Below are 14,778 nucleotides of genomic sequence, written 5' to 3'. Positions count from 1 at the left end.
GCGGGCTCACAGGGGGTCCGGCAGGCGATGGCCTACGCGTTTCGCGGGTCCTGTGACTCGCATCTGCGGGCGGCCGGCGTCGATGCCTTGGGTGCGTACAGCCAGGTCGGGGGCGCGACGGTCACGCGGTTCAGTATCGAGTCCGGGAGGATCGTCGTCGATGAGTTGGATGCGGAGCAGCTTACGAACTGGGTTGATGGTCGTGATCCGGAGACGGGGGAGCTGCGCGGGCGCGACCTTGCGTCGCCGGCTTCGGATCTGATTCTGGACAGCACGATCAACGCGTCGAAGTCCTTCAGCATCGCCGCGCTCTTGCATCCGGAACTCGCGACCGCTTTCGAGGCGCTGCAGGATAGCCTTCGGGATCGGATCATCGCCACGTGGCAGCGCGAGCTGAACGCCCGGCGCGGGGCCGGCGGGCGGATCCGTGAACGTCTCGCACGCATCGAGGTGGTGGAGCTGCAGCATCGCCGCTCACGCGCGCTGGATCCTCATATCCATCGACACCTTTGGCTGAACGTGCGGGTGCGCGGAGTGGACGGCAAGTGGTCGAATGTGGACTCGCGCGTCGCGATGCGCGTGCAGAATCTCGTCAACGCTGAGGGGGAGCTCGCGGCCCGGACGGACCCGGAGTGGATCGCGGCGCTTGCCGCGCACGGATACATGCTGAACGCGGATGGCGAGATCATGCAGCTCGCGCATCTGGTCCGCGCTGTCTCCCGACGCTCGAACCAGATCGAAGCGAACCGGGCTGTTCTCCTCGAGCAATGGAGAGCCGATCATCCGGGCCAGGTTCCGAGTCCGGATGTGGTGCAGATGATAGATCGGCGGGCGTGGGCGACGGGCCGCCCAGGCAAGCCACGCGAGGTGGACGAGGACGAGTGGACCGAGCTCACGAGACAGGAACTCCTCCGCCTGGACCCCAACGTGCTCGTACCACGCTCACCCGTCGCCGGCCCTGCTTCCCCCGAGGGTGTGCTCGATCATGATTTGCTTGCGCGGTGTGCTGTGGTGGATGCGGATGATCGGTCGCGGGCGAGCAATGGTCGCTTCAGTGTGCTGGACGTCCGCGCCGGTGCCGCCCGGGCAGTGGCATCCGCAGGTCTCGTCGCCGGACGCGACGAGTTGCAGCACCTCATCGATGACGTCACCGCGAGGGCTCTCGTACATACCCGAGACTTGATCCCGGACGATCTCGAGAAGCCGGAGCATGTGAAGGCGCTCGTGACGCACGCGTTCGCGCGGCTGAAGTCTGATCTCGGCGCCCGGCTCAGCATCCTGAGCAACGACCAGCAGCCCGCCCCGCGGCGCGCCTCGGGTGATGCTGCCCGGATCGTGGCGGCGGGTGGGTTGGATGCGTCGCAGCAGGCGGCTGCGGGTGCGGTCGCGGATGTGGATCGACTCGTGACCGTCACGGGGCCTGCTGGTACGGGTAAGACGACGATGTTGCGGGTCGCGCGAGCGACGCTGGAGGTGCAGGGGCGGCGGCTGTTGATCGTTGCGCCGACGAGGAAGGCGGCCGCGGTCGCGAGCCGTGAGATCGGCGCATCAGGGACGAGCGTTCATGCCCTGCTTGCGGACCATGGCTGGAATTGGGGCACAGACGACGCGGGCGCTGACCTGTGGTGGCGGTTGCGCCCTGGGCAGACGGACCCCGCAACCGGTGTGATCTACCGGGGGCCTCGACGATACCCGTTGGATGCGCGGGCGCGGATCGTCGTGGACGAGGCGGGGATGCTGGACCTCAATGCCGCCGATGCCCTGACCCAGCTGGCGATCGAAACTGGCGCCGGTATCGCCCTGGTCGGTGACCCCCTGCAGGCGAGCCCGGTCGGGCATGCCGGCGCGATGGCTCTGGCACAGCGCCGCGCGGGCAAGGACGTGGTGCTGAGCGGGATGCATCGCTTCGAAGACCCCGACTACGCCGCCCTCACCCTGCGCCTGCGCTCCCCGGACACCCTCTTCGACGCGATCGAGACCGCAGCAGCACTGCAACAGCAGCATCATGTGAAGCGCGTCGATGACCTGGAGGCTGCGCGCGCCGCGCTCGTCCGCGGCTACTTCCAGCATCACGAGCACGGCCGGACGGTGGCGATCGTCACCGCCACGAACGAGGAAGCGTCGTACATCAACGAAGCCATCCAGCAAGAGCGCGTCTCCCGGGCCCAGCTCAGCACGCACCGGATCGCGGTCGGTGCGGGGGAGCAGAGGATTCTGGAGGGTGACGTTGTGCAGACGCGGCGCAACGATCGGGATGCCGGGGTGGAGAACCGTGCGATCTGGCAAGTCGCGCACATCGGCCCAGCCGTCCTCGAGCTGCAGCGGATCGACGACGCCGCGGACACCCGGGTCGTCTCGCTCGAGTACGCGGCAGACTACGTGCACCTCGCTTACGCCACGACCGTGCATGGCATCCAAGGCGAGACCACCGACACCTCCCTCGTCGGGCCTGACGTCGACGCCTCGGGCCTCTACGTCGGACTGACGCGTGGGCGCCGACACAACGAAGTCGTCGTCATTGCGCGCACGGATGTCGAGGCCCGAGAGGAACTCGCCGGCGAGATGATGCGAGGCCTGCCCGAACCCGACATCGCGGATGCCATCAGCGCCGCCCGCCGCGACCTGCACCGCTCCGCACGCGACGAACCACCCGAAGACCCGACCGAGTTCGACCAATGGGTGCACGCGGCGCGGACGGCACTCCTTCAGGCGGATGCGGGTGACGCCGGAGCCGCGGCGCGGAAGCACGGAAGATTGCTGCCGGTGGATGCCGACGCGCGAGCCGTCCTCGACCGCGCGACCCGCGCTCGACTGCAAGAGTGCCTCGCCAGGGCGGAGGCGCTCGAGGCGCGGGACCTCGCACGCTACGTCAACGATGACCGCGAACCTAGACCACACCCAGAGCTGGTTGCTGCGGCACCAGTATCCATACAAGGAGGAATCTAATGAAACTCGACGATGCAGACGCGCTTCTTCAGCGGGTCGGGACGATCGCGATCATGTACTACCGGGCGCTGCCCGCCGACTCCCCGGAGTACCAACTCAGTGAGGACATCGACTGGTGTCTCGATGGGCTCGCGGCGGAGGACGTGAGTTCTGAGCTTCGGGATCTGATCGGGCGCACCGTGGTGGATCCCACCGGTCACAGGGAGACACTGACCTCGTTCGTGTACGGCACCGTCGCGGCCGCCGAGCAGGCGGAGTGAGCGCATGTGCCCGACGGGCGAGGACGACGAGCCGACCGGCGCGCGTCCTCAACAAGACTGGAGAAAAGCGCACCCAGAAGCCGCAGCGGAAGGCCGCCGACGCTACCGTGAGGCGCACCACGAGGAGCTCGCGGCCGCGCATCGGGCCTGGCGCGAACGCAACCGTGAGCGGTCCCGCCAGCTGAACCGCGAGTCCGAGAAACGGCAGGCCCAACGTCGCCGGCAGCGACTGAAGAAGAACGCGCACCAGAAGGAACGGCGTGAACAGAATCCGGACGCCGCCCGGGAGAAGTCACGCGCGTTCCGGGAGGCGCATCCGGACAAGATTCGGGAGTATCAGCGGCGATACAAGGAACGCCATCCCGAACGTGCACGCCAGTCCAGTCGCGAAAGCGCGCAGCGCTACCGCGACAAGAACGCCGAGGAGCTCCGAGCCAAACAGCGCCTGGCTGCGGAGGAACGTCGCAAGAAGGATCCTGACCAGCACAAGCGGTGGTACGAGAAGCATCTTGAGGAGCAACGCGCGCGAGGCCGCGAAACGGCACGGCTTCAACGCCGACTCAAGAAGCTCGGCCTACCACCGATCCGGTTCCACCGGATCTACGCGGAGGAACGCCGCGCACATGACGCCGCAGCAGGGGAGTACTTCGCACGGCGTCGGGATGTCGCGACGCGGGGTCGGATCGCCGCAGAGGGGAGCGACACGGACGCGCTCACCATCCCCAAAGTGGTCGCCGTGCGCAGGCGAGTGATCCTCAGAGAACAGTCGAGGCCCACCGGTTCGACTTCGATTGAGCGGGATTCGACAAGGCCCGAAGAGGACATACCCGCCGTCGTTCGACGGTGGCGTCGCGCCAGGGACCTGCAAGCGCTGAAGGAGACTCACGAGGCGCTCGTCGAGAAGATCCGTGCCGAGCGCCCCCAGATCCTCGAACACCACCGCGAACGGCACGAGGCGCGACTCCGGGAAGAGATCCGGCTGGACTCCATCGCGCGAGTGGTGCGGGGTCTGCCGTCGTACGAACTCGAAGAGGAACTGGACGCTCGTGTGGACGACGAGGTTGCATCCATCGTCGACCAGCGCTTGAAGGCGATGCGCAACCGCACGATCCGGCGCGCCGAGGACATCATTCATCGAGGAGACCCGAGGTTCGACCCAGCAGCTCCACATCAGGTGCCCGGCACCGGTTCCGGAACAACGAGGGGCTTGGGGTGAGAGCCGCGTGCACAGACTCCCAGGTGGCGCCGACATCACCGAGCACGAGGCGCTGCGCGAGATGCTCGACTCCCCGGTCCGCGTGAACGGCGCTCTGGTGCGCCTGTTCCTGTGCGATGTGTACGACGGGCCGTTCCCGAGCGACCAGGAGAAGCTCGGCGCCCGCCTACTGCGCTCAGCCGGATAGGCCCAAGCGCTGCGGCCGGCCGCGCATGGAGGAGAAGATCCCCCACAATGGAATAGCCCATGAAACCCGTTCCCTCCGACTCTGCGACGAGCCTCCTCGACGATGCTGCGCTGCCGCTGGTCGCGCTCGCTGAGCTCGCCCGCCGCGAAGCGCACCGTCCCCGCCCGGTTTACCTCGCACACAAGTGGTTCGCCAGGCGGTTCGGTACCGCGATGCGGGCACTCCTCGTCGGGTCACAGACGACCACGGAGAAGGAGTTCTGGACGACTTTCGAAAAGGGCGGCCCACTGACCGGCGCAATCGTCGCCGACCTCTTCATCGGGGGCGGCACCAGTCTCTACGAGGCGTCGCGCCTGGGCGCGAACGTGGTGGGAGCGGACATCGACCCTGTGGCATGCGTCGTCACCGAATTCGAGCTGACGGCACACACGTACCCCAACCCCTGGGATGCTTTCGACGACGTCAACAGTGCGCTCCATGAGCAGCAGTCTCTGTACTCGACCGTCGGGCCCGATGGTGACGACCGCATCGGACTGCACTACTTCTGGGTGCAGCAAGTGACCTGTGAGAGATGTGACCACACGTTCGACGCGCACCCCCACCACCGGATTGCTCTCGACGGCGACGACCAGATCGTCTTCTGTCGGGCTTGCGGCGACATCTACCGAGTCGGTGGGGACGTCACGACCGTCGATTGTGCCTGCGGTTACCGAACAGCCATCGCGGAGGGCACCGTTCAGCGCGGCATCGCGACATGCCCCGCCTGCCAGCATTCCGAGGCGCTCATCGAGCACGCCCGCCGCACCGGCGAACGCCCGGCCTTCCGCCTGTTCGCCATCGAGTCCATCGCCGCAGGCTCCTCGTCCACGCGCGCGGTTCCGATTCGTGACCGTGTCATCCACCGCCCGAGCGACTTCGACTTCAAGAACCTCGCCACGGCGCAAGCGAACCTTCGCGACGAACGAGACCTCCTTCCGACCCGCGCCATCCCCCACCTCGGACGCAGCGACAACCGTCTAACCTCCTACGGGTACACCTCGTACACGCAGCTGTTCAACGACCGCCAGCTGCTGCACGCTAACCGGCTCCTCTCTGCCATCGGTTCCCTCCCCGAGGAGTATCAGCTGCCGTACGCTCTGGCGTTCTCCAATCACCTCACGTCGAACTGCAACCTCACCCGCTATACCGAACGGTGGCGTCAAGTGACGCCGCTGTTCTCACTCCGGGCTTTCGCTCATTCGACCAGGCCGGTGGAGCTCAACCCTTGGCTGCGCGGCACAGGGCGCGGCACGTTCCCGAACGCCCTCCGAAAAGTGGCGAACGCAATCTCCTACGCCAAGGCTCCCCGCGAATACTCGAAGACCGGCTTCGTCGACTCGCCGCTTCCGGCCGAGGACCGAACGGTCCTCATCTACAACGACGACAGCCGCGCCCTCGCACAGATCCCCGATTCCAGTGTCGACATTGTGCTCACCGACCCGCCGTACCTCGACAACATCGATTACTCGGAACTCGCGGACTTCTTCGTTCCGTGGCTCGCTGCCGCCGGCGCCATTACCGACCCCGGAGGCCCCTCGACGGCCAGCTTGGCAACCAAGGGCCGCGGTGCGGACCATGCCCCGCTCTTTGAAGCAGGGTTGCGTGACTGCTTTCGCGAAGCCGCACGCATCCTCAAGCCCGGCGGACGCCTGATCTTCACCTTCCAGCACAAAGCCCCCGGCGCCTGGTCTGCACTGGGTGGAGCCCTGAGAGGAACCGGCCTGCGCTACGTCACGGTGTTCCCCCTTCGCGGAGATAGCGACATGAGCCTTCACCGACACCAGGGCTCCAGCGTCTGGGACGCCGTGTTCGTGCTGGCGAAGGACGACGCAGCGCCCGTTCGCCATGACGCCATCCGCTCCCCATCCGTGCTCGACACGGTTCACGCTGAAGCCAGCCGATGGGCGAAAACTCTCCAGCTCGCTGATCCGGACACGGCAAACTTGCGGCGCGCGCTGGCCGTCGCTGCCTTCCTGGATGACGACGAACCGACAGATGACGAAGTGATAACCCTCGAGCACGCTGTCGCCGTCGTGTCATAGCGCGCGCATAGAGTGGAGCCACTCGCGGGGGACGAGCCCTGCGCCGGCCACAAGGTACAACTATGCCTCGCGTTGAGAAGATGACCATCACTCAGTTCGTCGGTTCCGGCTGTGAACGACAGCTCCGACTATCAATGCACCCTGACAGTGGAACGTTCGTCCACGAACGTCAAGCGCTGGACCTCCCGCACCGGCAGGTCCGCCCTGCTCTCCGCGGTATCCAGGACGCTGGTGACGAGTGGGGGCAGGCGAAGGTCCATGACCTCCAGGAAGCGTTCGGTGCAGGAAACCTTCTGGGCGGGTCGTTCGCCGTCACTGGGAGCACGACGCAGCCTGGCCTGAGCTACACCGCGACACCGCTGGAGCCGTTCCTCGTCGCTGGTGTGGCCCCCGGGCAGTTCCTCATCGAGACCGAGTTCCTTGCGGACACCCCAACGTTCCGCCTCGCCCACAAGTTGGATGCCATCGCGTTCGCCGAGACGAGCGGACCGTTGCAGTTCACGCGAGTTCGCCCAGACGTCATCGAGGTACTCGAAGCGGACGACGCCCTACTCGGCGATAAGGGTGTCGCCGTGAACGGCGATATTGTCCCGATTGAAGTAGCTGATCCACGACTGGGGCTGCGGATCATCGACGTCAAGCTCACCAGTGAGCCGGGGCCGCGGTACTTCGCCGAGCTCGCCTATTACGCGCTGACGCTCGCGGCTTTCCTCGAGGACGTCGGCCTGGACGACCGCTACTTTGTGAGCGCCTACCCAGCGATTTGGCCGGGTAGTGAATCAGAATCGGCGCTGCACGCGGCGGCAGCTGCAGGGGCGGCGGCTGCGGACCGCTACGCCGGATTCCACGAGGATCTCGAGACGGTTCCGATGCGGACGTTCCTCGCACAGGTCCGCAGGGTCCTCCACGTCGACATCCCGCACGTACTCGGCGAACGTCTCGCCGATCTTCCGTGGTCGGTCACTCCCGCCTGCCAGGGATGTGAGAACCTCGGCCAGAAGTTCTCAACCACACCCGGCACCAGTGGTTCCGCCTGGGACGCCCGGCACTGCCTGCCGCAGGCCGAGGCCGAGCAGCACCTCTCACGGGTCCCTTTCCTCACAAGGGGCGCGTTCCAGATCCTCCGCACTCACGGGACGTCCACCGTCACCGACCTCGCAGGCCTCGACACCACTGACGAGACCTTCGACCTTCACCACCGACTGCGAGGCCAGCGACAGATCGTCAGCCGACGTGCGCAGGCCCTCGGTGGGAATAGCGTCGTGCCTCTGGACTCGTCGCTATACACGACCGCAGCGATCCCCTCCTGGGCGCGCCTTCGCATCTACATCACCGCAGACTTCGACCCGGGCAGCGCCCTCAGTCTCTCCTTCGGCCTCTCCTGGGCATGGATGCAGAGAGGCTGGCAACCCTCCAGCATCTCGCGGACTCGAGTGCACCACACGGACCAGAAGTCCGCCGATGCAGAGTGGGACGCATTGTCCGGCCTGCTCGACGACCTCGCGGCCCTCATCGACGAGTGCACCACTCACGACCGAACGCAGTCGATGCAGGTCTATGTGTGGGACACCGTCACGTTCGAACACATGACGCGAGTCGTCGGACGCCACCTCGCCCGCATCCTTGCCAGCGGTCGCCTGCAACGGTTGGTATGGCTGTTCCCTCCTGAGGAGGTACTCGACAGCCCTGCTCTGACAGAGGCGCCCGCCGTCAGTATCGTCCGGAACGCGGCGAAAGCCACGCTCGCCGTGGACCTCGCCCATACGTACACGTTGCTCGGAGTAGCTCGGAAACTGCAGGACCCGAACAGTCCCTACCCGTACAACGTGCCCATGTTCTGGGAGGATCCGTTTACTGACCAGATCCCTCCTGAGCGTGCCCATCAGCTCTGGAACCCCCGGCGGGCGCCCTCCGCACCGACGCCCGCGGAACTCTCTGGCCGGCTATTGCAGACGGTCAAGACGAAGCTGCGCGCGCTCAGTGATGTGACCGATGCCCTGACCACTGCGTTCGGTGACCGCATTTCACGGAAGGCACCGCTGCTGCGCCAGTTGTCGGCGCCGACGCTACAGAACGCGACGAGTCCTCTCGGGGTTCTCCTCGTTGCCTACTCAAAGCTGGATCGTGCAGTCGCGAAACTGGACCAGGCACAGATACGAGCGCTGCCCACCGATGAAAAGGAAGCGAAGTTCGAGACGGCAGTCATGACGGCACTGCAGGGACCCGACCGCGACGCGGAGTTGACACGCCTGGGTCTCCCTCATCTGCCGCAGCGTATGGTGTTCAGGCTCCGTCCGGGGAGTGTCGATGTGAAGGTCAAGCCCGGAGAGTTCCTCTGGGCAGTCGTTCCCGAAATGCTCGCGATGGATCTCGACACCACCATCAACAGCTTCGTGCGCCGGGTCAATAACGCGCAGCTGTCCGCCTGGTGGGACGGTATCAATGACTTCCGCACCACTCTCGGGGATGTCCTCGGCGCCACCATCGTCAACATCGACAGGCACGAGGCAACACTCGTCGCTGACCTGGACACCTGGGGTATCCGCACGGAGATCCGACGCCGCCTGGGGCAGGCTCGTGCCTTCGGTGGACATGGGCCACTCACCCTCGAGGCCGTGAACCGAGACTTCTTCGTCAGGCGCCTGGAAGAGGCGACCAAAGCCATCGGCAACCCTCCCGCATCAGGCCGAGATCCTCTCGTCGATTCGGCGCTGGGTCGAGCGGTGCGCCCTCGCACGGGCCCAGCCCACCCTGCCGGGGATCTGCTTTGGAACGCGGCGGCGTTGAACGCGACAACTGTGGCTCGCGACATGCAGGTACTGCGAGCCGCGATGCCCGCGACCTTCGCGGGCCTCAACGCGTCCCAGGACAGCGCATGGGAGAGCGCCCTGTCCCGCCGGGTAACCCTCATCTGGGGACCCCCAGGAACTGGTAAGACAGCCACCGTCCGCTCGATCCTCCAGGGCTTCGCAGTCACTGGGCGGCCGCTGCGGGTGGCCATAGCAGCCTTCACCTACACGGCCATCGACACGGTGCTGCAGGGACTTCTTCCTGCGCTGCCGTCGAACGTGCTGGTCAGGCGACTGAGCTCGGGCGCACGAGCGACACCTGACTGGCTCCCGCCGCAGATGGACGTCAGGCGTCGGACCCCCGAGTTCGATGAGCTCATAGACGACCTCGGATCCGGTCAACCAATGTTCGTCTTCGGAACCACCGAGCAGCTCCATGCCGCCATCGAGACGCGCGATGCCCGCGGGACGCGTGGAACCTTCGACGTCATCATCTTCGATGAGGCCGGCCAGCTCGACGTCGCCCACGCAACCTTGCTGCTCTCCGGTGCCAACAATGGGGCCCAGCTCATCGTGGCCGGCGACCACCTGCAGTTGGCGCCCATCCATGCGGCCGAACCTCCCCTGGGCCTGGAGAACAAGGTCGGCTCGATCTACAACTACCTGCTTCACGACCAGGGCGTCCCGCAGGAGCAGCTCCTCGTCAACTACCGGTCCAACGCCACACTGGTGGAGCTAGGCAAACTCGCCGGCTACCCGGATGCGCTGCGCGCGGAGCGTCCAGACCTCCGCATCCAGTATCGAGACGATGTGTCCCTCGACGACGTTCGCATCGAGCTCGCGCTCAGCGAGGACCTCGTGGCCGTCGCAGATCCAGACCGTGTGGCCGTCACCGTCACCTACCTCGAAGGCGTCTCCGGGCAGTGGAACGACTTCGAAGCGATGACCATCGCGGACCTCGTCCGTTGGTACCACAGCACCCTTGTCCGCGGCCTGAGTAGCGCAGGCACAAGTTCCATGACGGACGAGTACTTCTGGACTGAAGCAATCGGGGTGGTGAGCCTTCACCGCGCTCAGCGCTCCCGCATCATTGAACTGCTCAGAGCGGCGTTCGTCACCGCGTCCTCTGACCCGCGGCTCCCCGGATGGATCGAGAGCGCTGTCGACACGGTTGAGCGCTTCCAAGGTCAAGAGCGGGACATCATCCTCGCCACTTACGCGGTCGGCGACCCCGACACGGTCGCCGAAGAGGAGGACTTCCTCCACAACCTCAACCGGTTCAACGTCCTCGCAACGCGCGCCCGCGCAAAGCTCATCGTCATGGCGAGCCGCGAGATCATTCAGCACACGAGCAACGACCTCGAGACAATCCGCACGAGCGAGATGCTGAAAGACTTCGTGGACGTCTTCTGCTCGAATGAACTGCTCGTCGACCTCCCGTCACCGGAGGGAGATGTGACCACAGAGCTGAGGTGGCGGACATAGTCCTGCGAAACGCGCCGGTCGGCAGGACGCTGTAGGTTTTCTGCGCGCGGGCGAGCCCTGCGCTCATCTCAGTCTGAGTCGATGTCTCCACCCACGGCCACCCACGCGGGCGTTCGTCAGCCAGAGGTGCGCCTCACGGTCGAAGGACAGGACGGACGAGGAGGAGATGTTCGCTCAGCTGTCGCGTCGCCTCAGGGCCGTAACCAGCGCATCGACCGCGGACCCGACGGTCTGGCGTGTCGGATCTTTGATGAGTCACGGGTCGTTCGTGGACCAGAGCAACAGGTAGCCGGCCCACGCCTTACTGATGAGGACGTCGACACCTAGTGATGGATGGGCGAAGCCGTCGATGAGCCACTGCAGGAATAGTGAGCGCAGTAAGAACGCCTGTCGCGTCCGCAAAGTCCTTAACCGACGAAGTCCGGACCGACGGGATCTGGTTGCGTTGATCTGAAAGGGCCGATTCGCAGGTGGTTTGAGTATGTGGTGACAAGGCGCTTGACGTCGCAGCGACGCACCTCAGCATGACCCTCGCACCAAGGAGCGGACGGGAGTAGCATCGCTCCCGTCCGCTTCTGTCTGGATTGTCAGCGCGCGACACCTGCACTGGCGTACGAGGCCGGTGCTGCTACCGGCCCCGAAGCGTCTGCTGCGGGGCCGTTAGCTTTTGGGGCGCGGTTCACGGTGGCGCCGGCGAACTTGAGGGAGGCGCCGATGTTGTCGGCGATGACGTCGCGGGTCTCGCGGACTTGGCCGGTCTCCTTGTCGGTGTAGCTGCCGAAGCGGAGGTCGCCGACGACGATCGCGGAGTCGCCCTTGTGGAGCGAGTCGGTGACGTGGCGGGACTGCTGGTTGAAGACGACGACGCGGTGAAAGACGGTGCCGGCGTCTTCCCACCGGCCGGTGTCTTCGTTGAGCCTGCGGTCGTTGACGGCGAGGGTGAAGCGGGCGTACTCGTTGCCTGATTCGCCGGCGCCGTGTTCGGGGTCGGCTGTGAGGTTGCCCTCCAGCGTCACCGGAATCTTGGTGGTCATGCGTTCTTTCCTTTCGTTGCGGGCGCGGGGTGCGTCCTAGTGGGCGTGGGCCTGGGTGGTCCACGTCTCCCATTCCTGCTCATTGGTCGTTCCGGCCCATGAGCGGGGTCTGGTGGGTTTGTGTCCGTTGTTGCATCCGCCGCCGTAGGCGCGGTTGAGTCTGGGGAGGGCGATGGTGAGGCGTTCGTGCCAGCCGATGGGGCCGAATCCGCTGTCGGCGGGGTCGAACGCGGTGACGTGTGCGGTGTGGAGGGCGGAGAGTTCTTCGACGAGGTGCCCGTGCCGCCACCAACAGTCGGGCACGATGCTGATGGGCACGGTGTAACGGACGGTGAACCATTCGACCCATTCGCGCAGCGCCTGCCACCGCTCGGCGGCTTCCTCATCCGTGAGGTCGCGCCAGCTAGTGACGGTCCCGCCGATGAGTGCGGAGGTTCCGGTGCGGGAGTGTGGGTCGAATCCGCTGAGTTCTTGGGCGAGGAGGGCGTCGACATCTTCGGGGTCGTATCTGCTCATGATGCGGCCTCCACACTGTGGAGTTTGATTTGCAGGGCCCGGAGGGCGTGGTCGGAGGCGTCGCGGCGGGTGCGGTGGCGGGAGAGGACGACGTCGCGGTCGATGAGCCGGTGCAGGAGTTCGTGGCAGTGCGGATGCAACGCGACGAGGTCCTCGTCGTCTTCCCAGGCCTGCCAGACACCTTGGATGATGCGGACGCCTTCGTAGTCGCGGTGATGCAGCTCGAGCTCGTCCTTGACGGTGACCACCCCACAGGCAGCGCAGGGGAGCGCGCCGGTGGTGCTGTGGTCTCGGAACCAGCGGTTTCGGCGGGCGAACCAGGCCGGGGAGCGGAGGAACTCCTCCCTGTATAGGTTCTTCAGCCCGGTGCGGCGGTGGTTGCTCATTCGTCACTCACCGCCTCAGTCGGCAGCTCGGATGCCTCGGCATCCCGAGCATCGTCGGTGTCGGTTGAGCGTGGGGGTGTGGTGTGTCGTTCGGCGGCGTCGAAGACGGTGCGCTGTTCGGCTTCGGTGCTGGCTTTGCCATGCTGGATCGCTTTCGCATCGTGTCGTGCGTCCCACCCCGCAAGGTCCAGGAGCACGCCGCGTCGGTTGCGGTAGGCGAGCAGCCCGAGGGTCTCGGGCATGCGGCGGATCTCATCGACGGACATGAGCGGGAGCCGGTCTTGTCGTTCGCTGGTGTGGTGGCCGTGTTGTTCGGTGTTCCAGGATCGTTCGGTGCGGCGCGCATCCCGCGTGCCGAGGAGTGCTTCGATGTCGCGGAGGTGTGCGACGTGGGATGCCCCGCCGAGGAGCACTTTCGCGGTGGCGGCGGCCCAGATGGTGTCTGCTTCCGCGCGGGACCAGGCGGTTTCGGCTTGGGAGAGGGCTTGCAGGACGACGAAAGTGCAGATGCCACGCCCACCACCGTCGGCCATCGTGCGGGGCAGGGCGTCCCAGCGGAAGATGTTCGCGATCTCGTCCAGGATCAGCCCGAGCGGGTGCACGAGCCGGGAGCCGGGGGAGGCGAGGGCCCGGGCGCGGGCGACTTCGACGATGTCGTCGAGGAGCGCGCCGAGGAATCCGCCCATCGCCGCAGCCCCTGAGGAGGATCCGATCAGGTAGAGGGTGTTGGCGTCGTTGAGAAATTCGCGGGGGTCGAGGATCCGGTCGCCGGGGCGGGGCATGAGTGCGTCGCGGATCTGAGGGACGGCGAGTGGGGCGACGGCACCTTGGACACCGAACCAGATGGAGGAGACGAGTTTCTCGTCACCGCTGATGGTCGCCTCAAGATTGTCGCCCCATCCGGGTGCGCCGTCTGAGCGCAGCACGTCGACGGCGGTGCGGGCGAAGGCGGGGCTGGATCCCCAGTCGTAGACGTCCTGGATGGTGCGGTCCCCGATCGCGGCGGCGTGCAGGAGCCGGCCCAGGACGACGCCGGATGCTTGCGCCCATTCCCCGTTCGTCGTCGACGCCCCCAGTGCCGTGCCGGTGATGATCGCGTTGCCGCGTTGCATCGCGACGAGCGGGTCCTCGCACCCGGCGAGCGGGCTGACGCGGAGCGGATGCCGGATGCCGGACAGCCCCTGCGGGTCGAACACGTGCACGTCCCCGCGCTGCTGACGCAACCGCATCGTCGCCGTCAGATTGTCGTTCGTGGTCGAGGTGGTGATGAGCGGCCCCGACCAGTCCAGGATCGCGGAGATCAACACCCGATACCCCTTCCCCGACCGCGGTGGACCTTCCAGGGCGACGGAGTCTTCGATGGAGACGTAGACGTCGCGGCCGCGCGAACGGCCAACGCGCCACCCCACATCCGTCGGCTGCGGCTTGTCGAGGTCCGGGCGGAGCTGACGGGCACGACGGAGCACGGCCCGCGCGGACAGGTGCTGGCGGACCTCGGAGGCGCTCGCGAACCCGGGACGGGCACGCAGGTCGGCGACGAAGGCACGATCGGAGCTCTTGTAACGCCGGTAGGCCGCCCAGAGTGCCACGATCGCGCCGGCGAGGAGGAGCAGCAGGAGGAGGTCGAGTGCCCGGATCTGCCAGACGGGCATCGGACACGATGACGTGTAGTGGGATGCGTCGCCGGTGATGCCGAGGAGGAGTCCGGCGAAGATGCTGGCAGGTCGGGGCCGTTCACCGCAGACGAGGCCGGTGACGGCTTCCGCGATCATTGCTGTGGCGAGGCTCAGCCCGAATGCTGCGGCGATGAGGACCGCCGCTGCCTTTCCCAGTATCCCGGTGTTCATGGCGGCACCTCACTCCCACCCGGTACTGGCG

General features: G+C 66.2%; 10 protein-coding genes. 6 read left to right on the top strand and 4 right to left on the bottom strand.

Annotation, left to right across the window (positions count from 1 at the left end; genetic code table 11):
* Positions 1 to 27 precede the first annotated feature (27 nt).
* The 6 genes from QF046_RS08485 (at position 28) to QF046_RS08460 (ending at position 10,964) form a co-directional block, all read left to right on the top strand.
* Complete coding sequence (locus tag QF046_RS08485) at positions 28 to 2,946, top strand: AAA family ATPase (RefSeq protein ID WP_307368434.1); 2,919 nt, start codon at positions 28 to 30, stop codon at positions 2,944 to 2,946.
* Complete coding sequence (locus tag QF046_RS08480) at positions 2,946 to 3,206, top strand: hypothetical protein (RefSeq protein WP_307368431.1); 261 nt, start codon at positions 2,946 to 2,948, stop codon at positions 3,204 to 3,206. Before QF046_RS08485 ends, QF046_RS08480 begins: the two co-directional genes overlap by 1 nt.
* Before the next feature lie 4 nt (positions 3,207 to 3,210).
* A complete protein-coding gene (locus QF046_RS08475; RefSeq protein WP_307368429.1) occupies positions 3,211 to 4,422 on the top strand; it encodes a hypothetical protein in 1,212 nt (403 codons plus the stop codon).
* Positions 4,423 to 4,429: 7 nt separating this feature from the next.
* A complete protein-coding gene (locus QF046_RS08470; protein ID WP_307368427.1) occupies positions 4,430 to 4,609 on the top strand; it encodes a hypothetical protein in 180 nt (59 codons plus the stop codon).
* A gap of 59 nt (positions 4,610 to 4,668) precedes the next feature.
* Entirely contained in the window at positions 4,669 to 6,690 is a 2,022-nt protein-coding gene (locus QF046_RS08465; protein WP_307368424.1) for a hypothetical protein, read from the top strand.
* 80 nt (positions 6,691 to 6,770) lie between these two features.
* Complete coding sequence (locus tag QF046_RS08460) at positions 6,771 to 10,964, top strand: DEAD/DEAH box helicase (protein ID WP_307368421.1); 4,194 nt, start codon at positions 6,771 to 6,773, stop codon at positions 10,962 to 10,964.
* A 587-nt stretch (positions 10,965 to 11,551) separates the two neighbouring features.
* Here the strand turns inward: QF046_RS08460 and QF046_RS08455 are convergent.
* Genes QF046_RS08455 through QF046_RS08440 form a run of 4 tightly spaced genes read right to left on the bottom strand, consistent with a single transcriptional unit; the run spans position 11,552 to position 14,747 of the window.
* Positions 11,552 to 11,998, bottom strand: coding sequence for a single-stranded DNA-binding protein (locus tag QF046_RS08455; protein WP_307368418.1), 447 nt, complete (start codon positions 11,996 to 11,998; stop codon positions 11,552 to 11,554).
* 36 nt (positions 11,999 to 12,034) lie between these two features.
* Positions 12,035 to 12,514 (bottom strand): hypothetical protein, encoded by a 480-nt coding sequence (locus QF046_RS08450; RefSeq protein WP_307368415.1) that lies wholly within the window; start codon positions 12,512 to 12,514, stop codon positions 12,035 to 12,037.
* Entirely contained in the window at positions 12,511 to 12,900 is a 390-nt protein-coding gene (locus QF046_RS08445) for a hypothetical protein (protein WP_307368412.1), read from the bottom strand. The genes QF046_RS08450 and QF046_RS08445 overlap by 4 nt, the downstream gene beginning before the upstream one ends.
* Entirely contained in the window at positions 12,897 to 14,747 is a 1,851-nt protein-coding gene (locus tag QF046_RS08440) for a type IV secretory system conjugative DNA transfer family protein (protein ID WP_307368409.1), read from the bottom strand. Before QF046_RS08440 ends, QF046_RS08445 begins: the two co-directional genes overlap by 4 nt.
* Between the last annotated feature and the right edge of the window lie 31 nt (positions 14,748 to 14,778).

Source organism: Microbacterium sp. W4I4, assembly GCF_030816235.1.
Lineage (GTDB): Bacteria > Actinomycetota > Actinomycetes > Actinomycetales > Microbacteriaceae > Microbacterium.
Note: the sequence above shows the minus strand (reverse complement) of the source record. Positions and strands in the feature narration are given on the sequence as shown.